Genomic DNA, 15,725 nt, shown 5'->3' on the forward strand with positions numbered 1-15,725 from the left:
GCTGATCCAGAGTTTGAACGGATAAACAGATAATGCGCTTGCTGGTGCGGTTCATGGGCTTCCTGTTCGCCGCGGGAACAGTGGTGTTCCTTGTCGGTGTCGGGGCCGTGGCAGGCCTGATCTGGCATTTCTCCAAGGACTTGCCGGATTACTCTCAGCTTCAGGATTACGAGCCGCCGGTGATGACCCGCGTGCACGCGGTCGACGGCTCGCTGCTCGGCGAATACGCCAAGGAGCGGCGGCTGTACCTGCCGATCCAGGCCGTGCCCAAGCTCGTGATCAACGCCTTCCTCGCGGCCGAGGACAAGAATTTCTACGAACATGGCGGCATCGACTACACCGGCATGGCGCGCGCGGGCGTGCTTTACCTGCAGAACTTCGGATCCAACCGTCGTCCGCAGGGTGCCTCCACCATCACCCAGCAGGTCGCCAAGAACTTCCTTCTGACAAACGAGGTATCGTTCTCGCGCAAGATCAAGGAAGCCTTGCTGGCGATGCGCATCGAGAAGACCTATTCGAAGGACAAGATCCTCGAATTGTATCTGAACGAAATCTATCTCGGTCTCGGCGCCTACGGCATCGCGGCCGCCTCGCTGGTCTATTTCGACAAGTCGGTAAACGAGCTGACGGTGGCGGAAGCCTCGTATCTGGCGGCGCTGCCGAAGATGCCGGCGACGCTGCATCCGGTGCGCAACCGCGACCGCGCCATCGAGCGCCGCAATTACGTGATCGACCGTCTGCTCGAGAACGGCTGGATCAAGCAGGCCGACGCCGACAAGGCGCGCAAGGAGCCGCTGGCCGTCACCAACCGTTCCGGCGGCGCCCACACTTTCGCCGGCGAATATTTCGCCGAGGAAGTCCGCCGCGACATCTTCGAGCGCTATGGCGAGAAGAAGCTGTACGAGGGCGGTCTCTCGGTCCGCACCACGCTCGATCCGAAGATCCAGGTCATGGCGCGCAAGACCATGGTCTCAGGCCTCGTGAACTATGACGAGCAGCAGGGCTATCGCGGCGCCATGAGCAAGCTCGACACATCCGGCGATTGGGGCGTCAAGCTTGCCGAGATCAAGTCGCTGTCCGACATCTCGCCGTGGCGCATGGCGGTGGTGCTGGAGACCAGCGACCAGTCGGCGCGCATCGGCTTCCAGCCGCCCCGAGAACTCGGCGGCGCCATCAGCAAGCAGCGCGAGACCGGCCTCATCACGCTTGACGGCATCAAATGGGCCAAGCCGACCACAGGGCCTGCGAAGGGCAGGACTGCGACGGCGGTGTCGCAGGTGCTGCAGCCCGGCGACGTCATCTACGCCGATCCGCTCTACACCAAGGAAGGACAGCCGGTCGAAGGCCAGTACCGCCTGCGCCAGATTCCGGAAGTCTCCGGCGCGATGGTGGTGATGGATCCCTGGACCGGCCGCGTGCTTGCGATGGTCGGCGGCTTCTCGTTCGACCAGAGCCAATTCAACCGCGCCACGCAGGCCTATCGGCAGCCGGGCTCGTCGTTCAAGCCGATCGTCTATTCGGCCGCGCTCGACAACGGCTATACGCCCTCGACCGTCGTGCTCGACGCCCCCATCGAAATCGACCAGGGCCAGGGCGCCGGCGTGTGGCGGCCGGAAAACTTCTCGTCCGGAAAGTTCCAGGGCCCGGTGACGCTGCGCAATGCGTTGCGGCAGTCGCTCAACACCGTGACGGTGCGCCTTGCGCAGGACATCGGCATGCCCCTGATCGGCGAATATGCGCGCCGCTTCGGCGTCTATGACGAGCTGCCGAACTATCTGTCCTACGCGCTCGGCGCCGGCGAGACGACGGCGATGCGAATGGTCACGGCCTATTCGATGATCGCCAATGGCGGCCGCCGCGTGAAGCCGACCCTGATCGACCGCATCCAGGATCGCTACGGCCGCACCATCTTCAAGCACGACCAGCGCGAATGCCGCGGCTGCGACGCGCCCGGCGGCTGGAAGAACCAGGCCGAGCCGCAGCTGATCGATCGCCGCGAGCAGGTGCTGGATTCCATGACCGCCTATCAGATCACCGAGCTGATGGAAGGCGTGGTCCAGGCCGGTACCGCGACGGTGGTCAAGGAGGTCGGCAAGCCGATCGCCGGCAAGACCGGCACCACCAACGAGGCCAAGGACGCCTGGTTCGTCGGCTTCTCGCCCGACGTCGCCGTCGCCATCTATATGGGCTACGACAAGCCGCGGGCGCTGGGCAAGGGCAACGCCGCGACCGGCGGCCATCTGGCCGCGCCGATCGCGCGTGACTTCCTCAAGCTCGCGCTCGCCGACAAGCCCGCCGTTCCCTTCAAGGTGCCCGCCGGCATCAAGCTTGTGCGCGTCGTCGCCAAGACCGGCATGCGCGCCGGTCCCGGCGAGACCGGCGGAACCATTTTGGAGGCCTTCAAGCCGGGCACGGCGCCGCCGGATAACTACTCCGTCATCGGTGTCGCCGATGCCGACGGCCGCGGCGGCGGCGTGCCGACCTCGCAGCAGCAGCAGCCGGATTCCGGCTTCTTCATGCGGCCGGGCACCGGTGGACTCTACTAAGGCTTAGGACAAGCCAGACGATCGCGGTTCCGGCGGTTGCGCTTTGCCGCCGCCGCCGCTACATCCCCACTGCACGATGATGAGTCATCGCGCTTTGGATTTTGTTTGCGCATGATCTTTTCGGGAAACCGCTGCACACTTTCCCGGATCATGCGCCCGACCAGAGAACGACATGCGCGCCGAAATCGAACGGTTGGTAGAAGAGATCAAGCAGTCAGTCGGGCTGCTGAGGAGGCATCTTTGACGTCGAGAAATCGACGGCGCGCCTCGCTGAGCTGAACAAGCTCGCAGAAGATCCCAACCTCTGGAACGATCCCCAGAAAGCCCAGAAACTGATGCAGGAGCGGACCTCGCTGGAGGATTCGCTCTCGGGCATTGGCAAGGTCGAGCAGGAGCTCGAAGACGACATCGGCATGATCGAGCTCGGCGAGGCCGAGGGCGATGCCGGCGTCGTGGCCGAGGCTGAAGCCGCGCTGAAGAACCTGAAGAAGGAAGTGGCGCGTCGCGAACTCGAGGCGCTGCTCTCGGGCGAAGCCGACCGTTTCGATTCCTATCTCGAAGTCCATGCCGGCGCCGGCGGCACCGAGAGCCAGGACTGGGCGCAGATGCTCTTGCGCATGTACACGCGCTGGGCCGAGACGCACGGCTTCAAGGTCGAGTTCCTCGAGGAGTCCGAGGGCGAAGAGGCCGGCATCAAGTCCGCGACCATCCAGGTCTCCGGCCACAACGCCTATGGCTGGCTGAAGACGGAAGCGGGCGTGCATCGTCTCGTCCGTATCTCGCCGTTCGATTCCAATGCGCGGCGGCACACCTCGTTCTCGTCGGTGCAGGTGTTTCCTGTCATCGACGACAGCATCAAGATCGACATCAAGGAATCCGACGTTCGCGTCGACACGATGCGCTCGGGCGGCGCCGGCGGTCAGCACGTCAACAAGACCGAATCCGCGGTGCGCCTGACGCATATCCCGACCGGCGTTGCCGTGGTCTGCCAGGCCGGCCGCTCCCAGCACAAGAACCGGGCGCAGGCCTGGGACATGCTGCGCGCGCGCCTTTACGAGATCGAGCTGAAGAAGCGCGAGGAGAAGGCCGCGGCCGACCAGGCCGCCAAGACCGATATCGGCTGGGGTCACCAGATCCGCTCCTATGTGCTGCAGCCCTACCAGATGGTGAAGGATCTGCGCACCGGCGTGCAGACCTCCGACACATCGGGGGTGCTCAACGGCGAGCTCGACGACTTCATGGCGGCGACGCTGGCGCAGCGCGCCTTCGGCACCACCGCGGGCGACGTCGAGGACGTGGACTAGCCGTGGCACGCGTCGCCTTCATCGGGCTTGGACGGATGGGCCACGGCATGGCCGGCCGCTATCTCGATGCCGGTTTCACGGTGACACTGTGGAATCGCAGCAAGGCGAAGGCGGAAGATCTGATCGCGCGCGGCGCGCATTGGACGACCTCTCCTGAAGATGCCGCGATCGACGCCGATGCCGTCGTGACCATGGTTGCCGACGACGAAGCTTCGCGCGCGGTCTGGCTCGGTCCCGAAGGCGCGGCCAAGACGGCCAAATCGGGCACCATCGCGATCGAATGCTCCACGGTCTCGTATGACCATGCCCGCGAGATGGGCCGCGAGCTGAACGCGCGCGGGCTGATCTATATCGACTGCCCCGTGACGGGATTGCCGGATGCAGCCGCGGCTGGAAAGCTGACGCTGCTCGCAGGCGCAGACGCGGCCGATCTCGAACGCGCGCGGCCGTATCTGACGCCAATCGGCTCGACCATCCGTCATTTCGGCGCGGTCGGCTCCGGCACGGTCTACAAGCTCATCAACAATCTCATGGGCGCGATCCAGATCGCCGGTCTTGCCGAGGGTCTCGCCATCGCAGAGCAGGCCGGGCTCGACATGAACCTGGTGCTGGACTCGATCCAGGCGGGTGTGGCCGCAAGTCCTCAAGTGCAGCGTCATTCCAAGCGCATGGTCGCGCGCGATTTCAGCGGCGCGACGTTCACGGCAGCGCTGCGGCACAAGGATGCCGCCTATGCGGTGAGGCTCGCGGAAAGCCTGCTGGCCGACAAGCCGCTGGTCTCGCGCGCCGCGGTCGAGGCCTACGCGCATGCGAAAGCCGCGATGCCCGACGACGACGAAGGCAAGATGATCGAGCTGGTGTCGCGGCCGAAGTAACAGCTTTAGTCGGACGCATCGACATGGGGCAGTCTCGATCGGAACGCGGTCTCGGCATTGCCCTCGTTGCTGCAGCGGCGATTGCCTGGAGCACGGCGCCGTTCTTCACGCGCCTCTTGCCGTTCGATCCCTGGACCATCCTGTTCTGGCGCGGCCTGTTCGGCGGCAGCCTGATCAGCGTGTTCCTTGTGGTGATGCAGGGCCGCGGCGCGCTGCGGCAATTGGTCGTCCCGGGGAGGGGCGGCCTGCTCGTCGCTTCACTGTCTGCCCTCGGCATGATCTCGTTTATTCCCGCGCTCCAGATGACCAATGTCATGAACGTCGCGGTGCTGATTGCGACGCAGCCGTTCGTTGCGGCGGCGCTGGCCTGGCTTTGGCTCGGCGAAGCCGCGACATGGCGCACGCTGATTGCGAGCCTCGTCGCGTTTGCCGGCGTGGTCATCACGGTCGGCGGCATCAGGGCCGGCGCCGATATCGGCGGCGTGGCGCTGAGTTGCCTGATGGTCCTCGCTATCTCCGCCATGACGGTCGTCATCCGGCGCCACCGCGAGACGTCGATGGTGGCGGCGGCCGCGCTCTCGAATTTCCTGGGAAGCCTCGTCAGCCTGCCGTTCGCGCATGACATCGCCCATGTCGGCGGCCAGAGTCTTGCCATCCTCGCCATGTTCGGCTGCCTCCAGGTCGCGCTCGGCCTGACCTTCTACATGCTCGGCTCGCGCCTGCTGCCTTCAGGACAAGCCTCGCTGATCGCGACCCTGGAGACGCCGCTGATGGCGTTCTGGATCTGGGTCGCTTTTCGCGAAGTGCCGGCCGTTCATGCGCTGGTCGGCGGCGCGCTGGTGATTGGGGCGGTTGTTGCCGATATTGCCTGTGACACCCGATCAAACCGATCCTCTTGAGCCGTCTTGTCGGAAATCGGGTGGCCTTGTTCGCCGCTGTACCCTAGGCGGCAGGCTCGGCCGCCAAGGTGAGACCCATGCTCCCAAACGACAACCGGATTGACGCGCGAGGCTGGTGGCTGCTCGGCGGGCTCTCGATCCTCTGGGGCGGCTCGTTCTTCTTCAATGGCGCGGCCTTGCGGGAATTGCCGCCGCTGACGCTTGTGCTCCTGCGCGTCGCGCTTGGTGCCGCGATGCTGCTGCCGCTCCTTCGCATGCAGGGGATCGGCTTCCCCAAGGGTCTGGTGGGCTGGGCACCGTTCGTCGTGATCGGTCTGCTCAACAACGTCATTCCATTCTCGCTGATCGTGATCGGGCAGACCTTCATTCCGAGCGGACTAGCCTCGATCCTGAACGCGACCACGCCGCTCTTCACGGTGCTGGTGATGGCGTGCGCGCGCGAGGAGGCCTTGCAGATGCGCCGTGTCGCCGGTGTGGCGCTCGGTCTTGCCGGCGTGATCATCCTGCGCGGATGGGGAATCGAGACGCGAACCGGGTAGGGGATCGGCATCCTGCTCTGCCTGGGTGGTGCCTTCAGCTATGGCCTCGCCGCGCTGGCCGCGCGACGGCTGCTGAAGGACTCATCCCCGCTCGGCACGGCAACGTTTCAGCTGACGGCCTCGACGGTGATGATGGCGGTGGTCGCCGGGACAGTGGAGCAGCCGTGGCGTCTTCCAATGCCGGGCCTCACGACCTGGCTTGCGGTGCTCGGCCTTGCCGGCCTCTCGACGGCGCTCGCCTACGTCGTCTTCTTTCAGTTCATCCGGCGCTCGGGCGCGACCAATGTGATGCTGGTGACGCTGCTGATTCCGGTCACCGCCATTCTGCTGGGATGGCTGGTGCTGGGCGAGTCGATCTCCGCGCACGAGATCGCCGGCGCGATCGTCATCGGCAGCGCATTGCTGGTGATCGACGGACGCGCATTGAGCCTGCTGCGGCGCGGCGCGTAAGTTCCAGCTTCGTGGTTTCATCTCGCGGAAAATCCCCGCGCTTGCCAGCAGCACACCGCCTTGCGACACTCTCCCAAAACAAGACTACAAAACATAAGGGGAGAGAACGATGCCGGGTCGTCGCCAACACCTTGCTGCCCTTGCCATGCTTGCTGCCGGAGTGCTCGCCGCGGCACCGGCCCTCGCGCAGAAGAAATATGACCCCGGCGCCTCAGACACAGAAATCAAGGTCGGCAACATCATGCCCTATAGCGGGCCGGCGTCGTCCTATGGCGTGATCGGCAAGACCGAGGCGGCTTTCTTCAGGATGATCAACGACCAGGGTGGCATCAACGGCCGCAAGATCAACTTCATCAGCTATGACGACGCCTATTCGCCGCCGAAGGCGATTGAGCAGGCGCGCAAGCTGGTCGAGAGCGACGAGGTGCTGTTGATCTTCCAATCGCTCGGCACGCCCTCGAACTCCGCGATCATGAAATACATGAATGCGAAGAAGGTGCCGCAGCTGTTCGTCGCCTCCGGCGGCACCAAGTTCGGCGATCCCAGGAATTTCCCATGGACCATGGGCTTCCAGCCGAACTACCAGAGCGAAGGTCGCATCTACGCCAAATACATCCGCGACAATTTTCCGAACGGCAAGATCGCGGTGTTCTGGCAGAACGACGACGCCGGCAAGGACCAGTTCAAGGGCCTGAAGGACGGGCTCGGCGACAAGGCCGGCATGATCATCGCCGACAAATCCTACGAGGTCAGCGATCCCTCGATCGACTCGCAGATCGTGGCGCTGCACGATTCCGGCGCCGACATCTTCTTCTCATGGGCCGCGCCGAAGGGATCGGCGCAGGCGATCCGCAAAGTGGGCGAGCTCGGCTGGAAGCCAAAGTTCTTGCTCGCCAACACCGCGACCTCGGTCGCCGCGGTGCTCAAGCCCGCCGGGCTCGACTATGCCAAGGACATCATCTCGACCGCCTATCTGAAGGACCCGACCGATCCGACCTGGGACAAGGATCCCGCGGTGATCAAATGGCGCGAATTCATGGACAAGTATTACCCTGATGGCGACAAGGCCAACGCCAACAACATCTATGGCTATGTGCAGGCCGAGGCGATGGCGCAGGTGCTGAAGCAGTGCGGCGACAATCTCACCCGCGACAACGTCATGAAGCAGGCGGCCAACCTCAAGAATTTCCACACCGATTTGATGTTGCCTGGCATCATGGTCAACACCTCGCCGGACGATTATTTCCCGATCGAGCAGATGCAGCTGATGCGCTTCAACGGTCAGGCCTGGGAGCTGTTCGGCGACGTCATCACCGGCGAAGTCGGCCACGAGCGCGGCCAGTAGTCAGGGCTGGCGACCAGCTTGCGCCTTGAGAACCATGCCGCCGGCAACGCCGACGGCGAGCACATACATCCACCCCTCGTGGAAATCGAACAGATGCGAGTTCAGCAGCGAGCTCGCGATGTTCTGCACGATGGCCAAGAGACCGATCCAGGCGGCAAGGCCTTCGCCCAGGAACAGGCGAAGATGCGCGATCCACATCGCGTAGAGCAGGGCGATGCCCAGCAGGCCCCATTGCATGGCGACGTTGAGGGTCTGGTTGTGCGGATTGCTGACGATCTCCGCGTCGAGGCCGCTTGCGCCGGTGGCGGCGCGCTCGAATTGCCGTTTGATCGCGCCGGTGCCATGGCCGATCAGGGGCGCCTCGGTGAAGGCGTGCAGCGCCTTGCGCCAATAGGTCAGGCGCTGCGCGGTCGAGGCATGGCTGATGTCCTCATGGCCATGGCGGTATTCGATGACGACATCGGTGATGCGCTGGCGCAGGTAGGACGAGGTCGTCCAGGCGAGCGCGCTCGCAGCGATCGTACCCGCGATCAGGATTAGCGTCGCCCGCCGGCCCAGATGCTTCCAGGCAAACAAGGCCAGCAGCATGGGAATGCACAGCAAGGCCGTGCGGCTCGCGGCGACGAAAACCATGTCGGCGGCAAACAGCAGGATCAATGCAAGGCAAGCAGCGGCCGCGATCACGCGTCCGCTACGCCAGAAGGTCAGCGCCGGCAGCACCAGTGCAAATGCGCACAGCGTGAACTCCTGGCTCTGGTCGATGTAATTCTTGACGGGAACGCCGGCCGAGGCCGTCGCGGTGATCTTCCAGGCAGGATCGAACAGCACGATCCAAGAGTAGACCGCGAGCAGTGCGCAGGAGGCGAGAAAGGCGAGGCCAACCTGGAAGGCGCGCTCCGACCGGCTGAAATGGTAGAGCAGCGGCGGAATCAGCACCAGCTTTGCGACTGGCTTGATCGCGTGCAGCCGGTCCGGCCAGGCGCCGTCCGACCACAGCGTGCCCAGCAGCGCGAGCAGCAGGAAAGCGAAGGGCAGGGCAAACGCCGGCCGCGCGAGATCGCGCGCATAGTTGCGCCAGTCGATGGTCGGCGTGACCGCGAGCAGCCAGAGCCCGACGAAGATCGACGGCGCCGTGGTCGACCAGGGCAGCGATGCCGCGATCAGGATCACCAGCACATCGGCTGTCCGGACCAGTGCGGCCGAACGGCTCAGAGCCTGCCATCGGCTGCGCAGGTCGCGCGGGCCGGCGGCAGCTGACAAGACGACAGGTCCAGCGGTCATCTGGATGCGCCTACCGGGCCGCGACCAGGCGTTCCACGGGCATCTCATGGTCGAGGAAATCGCGGGCCTGGCTTTGATAGCCGAACCGCTCGGCAAGCTCGTGGCGCCGCGCGCGGATCTTGCCGCGGCACTCCTCCTGCCGCGTCAGCACGCGGGTGACGGAGGCCGCAATGGAATCGGTCGAGAACGGGTCGAAATAATCGGCAAGCTCGCCCGCGACCTCGCGGAAGACCGCGATATCCGAACACAGCACCGGCGTGTTCGCAGCCAGCGCCTCGATGATCGGCACGCCAAAACCTTCGGCAAAGCTCGGCATGATGAGGCCGTGCGCCTCCGCGATCAGGGCGGCCTTCTCGTGCTCGTCGACATAGCCGGCAAAACGGACGTTCGGCGGCAGATTGCGCATCCGGCTGATCTCGCCGGCATAGCCGATCACCACGAGATCGGCCTGGGGCACGCCACGAAACGCGCGAATGACAGTTGAAGCGTTCTTGCGCGGCTCGTTCGAGACGATCACGACGAAGCTCGGCCGCCCCGGACGCCCCGACGGGGCTGGCAGATGCAGGACATCCGGGGCGTCGAACCGGGTGCGGGGATATACGACCCGCGCCGGCAGGTGCGCAAATTGCGGCAACAGGTCCCTGAACCGCATCATGCTATAGTTTGAAACGAAGGCGAGCTCGTCGGCCTGGCGCAGGCTGGTGCGGATGCGCGCCAGGAACTGCCGCGTGGCGATGTCGCTCAGTTTGATGTCGGTGAGCGGCAGCAAATCGTGGATCACACAGATCACCTTTGCGCCCGGCTTGCGCCTGATCACGACACGTGTCGGCGTGTCCACGAGGATTACGTCGTAGTCGCGTGCCTCGATTCGCGGCGGCGGCAGCAGGAAGAAGGCCGAGGAATCCTGATAGGTGAAGAATCCCTGCTCGAGCTGAAAGTCGCCGAACAGTTCGAGATGATTCAGGTCCGGCGGAATGTACTCCAGCGCGGCAGGCCGGTTCTCGATTACGTGCGCGTTCGCGCGACCCAGGCCGATGGCGCGCAGGAGGCAAGAAATGTTGTCGCGTGACAGCAACATGGCGCCCTTGTGACGAAGCCAATCGAACTTGCGGCGCGCGCCGCTGAGCGTCACCGGCCCACGCACGTTGATCTCGTCAAGGAAGCGATAGAGAGCCAGCAGCTCGATGTTGCGCGCCTGCGCCGCGAACAGCTTGGTGCGTCGTTCGCGCCGGCACAGCTTGCGGTAACGTTTCGAAGTTTCCACCAACAGGGTGAGGTCGTGGCCTTCCGAGGCGAGCGAGCGCACCAGCTCCCTTGTGAAGTGGAAAATCCCGCGCTTGTGATTGGGCTGTCCGAGCGACTCGGAGACGACGAGGATGTTCTGCTTCATGCGCGTCTCTCGCGGAGCTCGAAACCGTGCGCGGCCGTCGGCTCGACCGCGACAGTCGAGGCGATGCGGCCGTGATCGAGATTGATGATGGTGGAGCAGGTGCGGCGCAGCAGCGGCTGGTCGTGCGATGCGATGATCACGATCGCGGCCTGCGATACCAGGTGTAACAGGCGCTCCTCGGCCTTCTCGGCAAAGTGCTCGTCGACCACGCTGAGCCATTCGTCGAGCAGCAGGATGTCGGCCGGAAAGGCGGTCGCGGTCGCAAACAGCACCCGCATCAGCATGCCCGAGGAGAACATCCGCAGCGGCAGCCGCTGCATGCGCGTCTCGAGCTCGGTGAAGGCCCAGATCTCGTCTATCACGCTTCGGGTGGGCCTGCGGCCGCTGATCCGTAGCAGGAGTGCGATGTTGTCCTCTGCGACGAAATCCAGATTGACGCCGGCATTCAGGCCGAGCAGGGGCACGACGTTGCCCTTGACCGTGAGGCTGCCGCTGCTCGGCGGATAGACACCGGCGATCAGCCGCAGCAGTGTCGACTTGCCTGAGCCGTTGGGACCGGCGAGCCCGATGCGGCTGCCTGCTTCGGCCTCGATCGTGACGTCGTCGACGGCGCGAATGATCCGCGTCTCACCCGGCTCGCGGATGAGGTGTCCGAGCAACCGCCGCTTCAGCGAGAAATCGTAGGCGCCGTAGAGCGGGTAGTCGAGACAGACGTTGCGGAGGCTGATCGAGACCATGCGTCAGATCCAGAATGCGGCTTTGCGCAGATGGACCAGGGTCAGGGCGCTCGCGACGATCAGGAGCGCAAACGCGACCAGCACGTAGACGATGCTGACGGGATCGACAGGGACGCCCGCCAGCGGTTCGCGCCATACCGCGAACAGATGCGTCAGCGGGTTGAGCCGCATCACGGTCGAACGGTGGTTGATGATGTCGGACGACCAGATCACGGGCGAGGCGAGAAAGGCCAGAGTTAGGGTGGATTCGATGATCGGCTTGAGATCGCGATAGCGCGTCGCCATGGCGCCGAGGACGAGGCTCAAGGCGAAGGTGCAGGCGATGAACAACAGCAGGCCGGGCACCGCCGCCAGCGCATGAGAGGGGTCGTGGGGCGAGATGATCAGCCACAGCAGCAGCGGCACGCAGGCATTATGCAGCGCGAACAGAGCCTGGCGGAACGTGCATTGCAGCAGGAAGATCACCGGCGGGAGCGCCCGGTCACGGATCAGGCTCGCGGAATTTTGCAGCGCCGTGGTCGCATCGAGCACCACGCCGTTGAGGAAGGTCCAGGCCGTCATCGACAGCGCCAGCATCGGCAGCCGCGCCAGCATGCTGGAATTCGACATCTGGCCGATCACCGAGCCGAGCACGGCGACCACGATCGCCATCTGGAGTGACATCCAGAACGGGCCGAGCAGCGAGCGGACGTAGCGGTGCCGCATGTCGGACCAGGCCAGCGTCCCCGCGATCCGCACCGTGTCCAGCCAGGTGGTTGCCTGCGCCGGCGCGCGCATCGCCGATCGCGCCTCGCTGGGTGCGGCGAGGGCGTTGCGGTAGACGGTCTCCATGCCTTGCCTGAAGGCCGTGGCCGAATAGCGTGAGAAGGCGCGCGTGCGTCCCGAATGTCCCATGCGGCGGCGGCGCTCGGGATCGCGGATCAGGGTGGTGATAGCCTCGCCGAGCTTCTCGGCGTCGCCCGGCAGCACGGTGATCGCCTCCATACCATGGCGGGCGACGTGCGGCACCGCCGTATCCAGCGCCGTGTTCACCACCGGGCGGCCGGCGGCCATGGCTTCGAGCTGGACTAGCCCGAAGGTCTCGGCATTGGTGACCGATGGCATCACGAAGACATCCGCGAGGCACATCAGCTTGATGCGCTCGCTGTCGCTCACCGAGCCGAGCAGGCGGACGCGATCACTGAGGCCGAGTTCCTCGATCATTTGCTGGAGCCGCGGCCGCTCGGCGCCCTCGCCGATGATCCAAGCCTCGAAATTGTGCGTAGCCGCAGCGCGGATCAGGACGTCAAAGCCCTTGTAAGGCACGAGCCGGCCGCAGGCGAGCACGAGCCGGCCGCGGTCGTTGACATGATGCGGCTCGATCTTCGAACAGTCATAGCGGCTGGTGTCGATGCCGAACGGCACCACGTGGCACTTGTCTTCGAACTCGCGCAACAGCGGCGTGTTGTCGACCAGCACGTGGTCCGAGACGATGATCGCCTTGGCGCGGCGCAGTGTTCGCCGCATCAGGGGTTCGATGAACCAGCGTAGGCCGGCATGGGTGACGATATCGGCGTGCCAGTGCACCACCAGCGGCCGCCTGATGCCCAGTCCGAAGGCGAAGACGAGATCGGCGAGCGGGAAGGGGGCGTGGAGCGCGAGCAGATCGTGCTCGGCGCTTCTACGCCACAGGCGCCAGGGATAGAGCGGGGCCGCGGGCAGCGAGAGCACGTTGCCGAACGAGCGCACGCGCTCGACCGGAACGTCGTTGACGGCGATCTCGCGCGTCTCGGGCGATTGCGAGCAGACCAGTACGGCGGAGGCGAAAGCGTCTTTCAGACCCGCACAGATGTCGCGGATCACCGTGAGCGTGCCGCCGAACAGGTCGGGATAGTAGATCTTGAAGATGTGCAGCACCGACGGGCGGCGCGGGGGTTCGTTGATGTGATGCATGATGGTGGTCAGCCTGCGAGCAGCGCGGCAACGAACCCCCGCGCCGCCAGCACCGAGATGAAGATGATCCCGCGCAGCAGCACCGGCAGCATCGGCTCGATTGCGCCGCGCCCCCGATCGGGAGCCGGCAATGCATGCAGCGAACTGGAATTGCGGACCAAGCGGTCAGCCATGGGTGGGTCCCTTTACGTCGCGCCCTCAGTATTGTTCCGTATATGTGGGAAAATTTACCACGTCAATCGTCAGAGGGGAAAAAGTGGGATTGTGTCCCACGTGTTGCGTCGGTACAATTCAGACATGAATGCCAAGTCCGGGCCCAAAGCGGCGGCGCCCCAGCCGAACGCCGCCGCCAAGCTGCACGCGCCACTGGCGCGGCTGCTGCGCCCGCTCGTGCGGCTGTGCATCCGCAGCGGCATGACTTTTCCGGCCCTGGCCCAATTGCTGCGCGAGCTTTTCGTCAATGTCGCCGAGCATGATTTCGCGCTGGAGGGAAAGGAGCAGACCGACAGCCGCGTCAGCCTGCTCACCGGCATCCATCGCAAGGAGGTGGCGCGGCTGCGCGGAGCGGGTGCGCCCGTGCACGAGGCGCCGGCCGCGGTGTCACTGACCAGCGCCGTGATTGCGCGCTGGCTCGCAGCGCCCGAGTTCACCGACGCGAAGGGCGAGCCGCTGGCGCTGCCGCGCACCGCCGAAGGTGATGCGCCGTCCTTCGAGCAGCTCGTCGCCTCCGTCACCAAGGACGTGCGCCCGCGCGCGGTGCTCGATGAATGGATCGACCGCAAGCTCGTCACCATCAACGCGGCCGACGAGATCGAGCTGGTCGAGGCGGCCTTCGTCCCGTCGGGCGAGGACGACAGCAAATGGCACTATCTCGGCCGTAACCTGCACGATCATGTCGCGGCCGCCGCGCAAAACGTCTCGGAGGGGCCGCGCTTCCTCGAACGCGCGGTGCACTACAACAACATCTCGCCAAAGCTGGCGCGGAAGCTCGAGGCGCGCTCCCGCGAGCTCGCGATGGACGCGTTGAAGACCGCCAACCGCGAAGCCAACCGCGCGCTCGCCAAGGACAAGGGTGGCGAGGCCCGCTGGAATTTCGGCATCTACATCTACAGCGAAGATGCCGATGAGGAGGTCGACGGAAAGGACGCCGGCAAAGAGGGCGGTCATTCATGAGCCGGCCTCCACTGATCTCGCGCCGTCTGCTGCTGACGGGGTTCTGGCTTGCCGGCACGGCAGTGGCCCGGGCCCAGGTCAAGCTTGGCACCGATCAGGGCATCGGCGGCACGGGCATCACGCGCGGCGATGATCACGGCATCGGCGGCACCGGCATCGTTGGCATCATCCAGCGTTTTGGCAGCATCTACGTCAACGGCGAGCGCATCACCTATGCCAGCGACGTCCCTGTGAGGATCGACGGGGAGGCGGCGACTGCCAAAGCGCTGCGCATCGGCCAGCTCGCTCGCGTGGTCGCGACCCGTCAGGCTGACGGGACCCTCGTCACGCGCAGCATCGCGATCGCGAGTGAGGTCACAGGTCCGATCGAGCAAATGAAGGGCAACGAATTGACGGTGCTCGGCCAGAAGATCGTCGTCAGCGGCAAGGAAACCAAGCTCAGCGCGGGCGCGCAGGTGGCCGTCTACGGCTTGCGCCGCAGCGACGGCGTCATCGTCGCAAGCCTGGTCGAGCCGCGGCGCGGAGCGACCGAGCGTGTCACGGGTCTGGTCGAGCGCGGGCCCGATGGCCCGCGCATTGGCGGACTGAAGCTGAGCGGCGTCGATCCGCTGCTGGTCGGCCAGCGCGTCCAGATCGAAGGCCGTGCGAGTCAGGGTGCAATGCAGGCCGCGCGTACGCGGATCGACGATTTCTCGGATCTTGCGGGCGCGAGCCGCCTGTCGATCGAGGCTTACGTGCAGCGCGCGGGCTCAAATCTCCAGCTTGGCTCCGGCCTCGTGGCGCGTGATGGTTCGCGGTTCGGCCCGGCCGCGGGGGAAGCCCGCATGGTGGTCAACGGCGTGTTCGATCGCTCGCGTGGTCTTCAGGTCGAGTCGACCCAGGCGATCGGCCGGGGCCCGGGACCATCCCCGCAGGGGCCGGGCGGCGGCGCCGGCGATCCCGGACGTTCACCGGGTGGCTCGATCATGCATCCGAGTCGTCCTGCCGCCACGCCGGGCGGCAGCCAACCTAGCCCAGCGGGTGCCCCTGCGCCGGGGGGCGGCCCCGGCGCGCCCGCAGGCTCCGGGCCGGCCGGACCGACCGGACACAGCGGTCCGCCGGGTCCTGGCGGATTTGGCTCGCCCGGCGGAGGTCCGATGGGGCCTGGCGGCCCGGGAGGGGGAGGCTTCGGTGGCCCCGGTGGCGGCATGGGCGGCGGCCGGCGCTGAGGAGATCGGATCGCTCATCGGGCGGGTCGATCCGGGCTCGGTCATT

At 65.4% G+C, this 15,725-nt stretch carries 12 protein-coding genes and 1 pseudogene; 8 read left to right on the top strand and 5 right to left on the bottom strand.

What is annotated here, in order from left to right:
* Positions 1 to 32 precede the first annotated feature (32 nt).
* The 6 genes and pseudogenes from HYH08_RS03320 to HYH08_RS03345 all read left to right on the top strand — a co-directional run bounded on the left by HYH08_RS03320 (position 33) and on the right by HYH08_RS03345 (position 7,958).
* Positions 33 to 2,546, top strand: coding sequence for a penicillin-binding protein 1A (locus HYH08_RS03320; protein WP_220008298.1), 2,514 nt, complete (start codon positions 33 to 35; stop codon positions 2,544 to 2,546).
* Positions 2,547 to 2,718: 172 nt separating this feature from the next.
* Positions 2,719 to 3,850, top strand: a protein-coding gene (gene prfB, locus HYH08_RS03325) for a peptide chain release factor 2 (protein ID WP_220008299.1) whose coding sequence is annotated in 2 segments (ribosomal slippage) — positions 2,719 to 2,787 and positions 2,789 to 3,850 — 1,131 coding nt in all. Because the reading frame shifts where the segments join, the coding sequence is not laid out codon by codon here.
* Positions 3,751 to 4,725, top strand: a complete 975-nt coding sequence (locus HYH08_RS03330) for an NAD(P)-dependent oxidoreductase (RefSeq protein ID WP_349631395.1) — start codon at positions 3,751 to 3,753, stop codon at positions 4,723 to 4,725. The genes prfB and HYH08_RS03330 overlap by 100 nt, the downstream gene beginning before the upstream one ends.
* A gap of 23 nt (positions 4,726 to 4,748) precedes the next feature.
* Complete coding sequence (locus tag HYH08_RS03335) at positions 4,749 to 5,624, top strand: DMT family transporter (RefSeq protein ID WP_220008301.1); 876 nt, start codon at positions 4,749 to 4,751, stop codon at positions 5,622 to 5,624.
* 77 nt (positions 5,625 to 5,701) lie between these two features.
* Positions 5,702 to 6,613, top strand: a pseudogene (locus tag HYH08_RS03340) (DMT family transporter).
* Positions 6,614 to 6,722: 109 nt separating this feature from the next.
* A complete protein-coding gene (locus HYH08_RS03345; RefSeq protein WP_220008302.1) occupies positions 6,723 to 7,958 on the top strand; it encodes an ABC transporter substrate-binding protein in 1,236 nt (411 codons plus the stop codon).
* On the opposite strand, the gene HYH08_RS03350 is transcribed toward HYH08_RS03345, so the two are convergent.
* From HYH08_RS03350 to HYH08_RS03370, 5 genes are read right to left on the bottom strand one after another with little or no spacing between them, the layout of a single operon-like run.
* Positions 7,959 to 9,239: an O-antigen ligase family protein gene (locus HYH08_RS03350; protein ID WP_220008303.1), complete on the bottom strand. Its 1,281-nt coding sequence runs from the start codon at positions 9,237 to 9,239 to the stop codon at positions 7,959 to 7,961.
* A 10-nt stretch (positions 9,240 to 9,249) separates the two neighbouring features.
* The gene (locus HYH08_RS03355; RefSeq protein ID WP_220008304.1) at positions 9,250 to 10,629 is read right to left on the bottom strand and encodes a glycosyltransferase family 4 protein; all 1,380 of its coding nucleotides are present in this window, start codon (positions 10,627 to 10,629) and stop codon (positions 9,250 to 9,252) included.
* Positions 10,626 to 11,366, bottom strand: coding sequence for an ABC transporter ATP-binding protein (locus tag HYH08_RS03360; protein WP_220008305.1), 741 nt, complete (start codon positions 11,364 to 11,366; stop codon positions 10,626 to 10,628). The genes HYH08_RS03355 and HYH08_RS03360 overlap by 4 nt, the downstream gene beginning before the upstream one ends.
* A gap of 3 nt (positions 11,367 to 11,369) precedes the next feature.
* Positions 11,370 to 13,298: a glycosyltransferase gene (locus HYH08_RS03365; protein WP_220008306.1), complete on the bottom strand. Its 1,929-nt coding sequence runs from the start codon at positions 13,296 to 13,298 to the stop codon at positions 11,370 to 11,372.
* Positions 13,299 to 13,306: 8 nt separating this feature from the next.
* Entirely contained in the window at positions 13,307 to 13,471 is a 165-nt protein-coding gene (locus HYH08_RS03370) for a hypothetical protein (RefSeq protein ID WP_220008307.1), read from the bottom strand.
* Positions 13,472 to 13,595: 124 nt separating this feature from the next.
* Here HYH08_RS03370 and HYH08_RS03375 point away from each other — a divergent pair, with 124 nt between their 5' ends.
* Complete coding sequence (locus tag HYH08_RS03375) at positions 13,596 to 14,471, top strand: DUF6502 family protein (protein WP_220008308.1); 876 nt, start codon at positions 13,596 to 13,598, stop codon at positions 14,469 to 14,471.
* Positions 14,468 to 15,679, top strand: a complete 1,212-nt coding sequence (locus tag HYH08_RS03380; RefSeq protein ID WP_220008309.1) for a DUF5666 domain-containing protein — start codon at positions 14,468 to 14,470, stop codon at positions 15,677 to 15,679. The genes HYH08_RS03375 and HYH08_RS03380 overlap by 4 nt, the downstream gene beginning before the upstream one ends.
* Positions 15,680 to 15,725: the final 46 nt, after the last annotated feature.

It is taken from the genome of Bradyrhizobium sp. BR 10289 (genome assembly GCF_019455385.1).
Taxonomy (GTDB): Bacteria; Pseudomonadota; Alphaproteobacteria; order Rhizobiales; family Xanthobacteraceae; genus Bradyrhizobium.

Excerpts from the sequence above, each read along its gene's own strand:
- HYH08_RS03350 (WP_220008303.1), bottom strand. The coding sequence starts at position 9,239 with ATGACCGCTGGACCTGTCGTCTTGTCAGCTGCCGCCGGCCCGCGCGAC.
- HYH08_RS03345 (WP_220008302.1), top strand. The coding sequence starts at position 6,723 with ATGCCGGGTCGTCGCCAACACCTTGCTGCCCTTGCCATGCTTGCTGCC.
- HYH08_RS03355 (WP_220008304.1), bottom strand. The coding sequence starts at position 10,629 with ATGAAGCAGAACATCCTCGTCGTCTCCGAGTCGCTCGGACAGCCCAAT.
- HYH08_RS03360 (WP_220008305.1), bottom strand. The coding sequence starts at position 11,366 with ATGGTCTCGATCAGCCTCCGCAACGTCTGTCTCGACTACCCGCTCTAC.
- HYH08_RS03380 (WP_220008309.1), top strand. The coding sequence starts at position 14,468 with ATGAGCCGGCCTCCACTGATCTCGCGCCGTCTGCTGCTGACGGGGTTC.
- HYH08_RS03365 (WP_220008306.1), bottom strand. The coding sequence starts at position 13,298 with ATGCATCACATCAACGAACCCCCGCGCCGCCCGTCGGTGCTGCACATC.
- HYH08_RS03335 (WP_220008301.1), top strand. The coding sequence starts at position 4,749 with ATGGGGCAGTCTCGATCGGAACGCGGTCTCGGCATTGCCCTCGTTGCT.
- HYH08_RS03370 (WP_220008307.1), bottom strand. The coding sequence starts at position 13,471 with ATGGCTGACCGCTTGGTCCGCAATTCCAGTTCGCTGCATGCATTGCCG.
- HYH08_RS03375 (WP_220008308.1), top strand. The coding sequence starts at position 13,596 with ATGAATGCCAAGTCCGGGCCCAAAGCGGCGGCGCCCCAGCCGAACGCC.
- HYH08_RS03320 (WP_220008298.1), top strand. The coding sequence starts at position 33 with ATGCGCTTGCTGGTGCGGTTCATGGGCTTCCTGTTCGCCGCGGGAACA.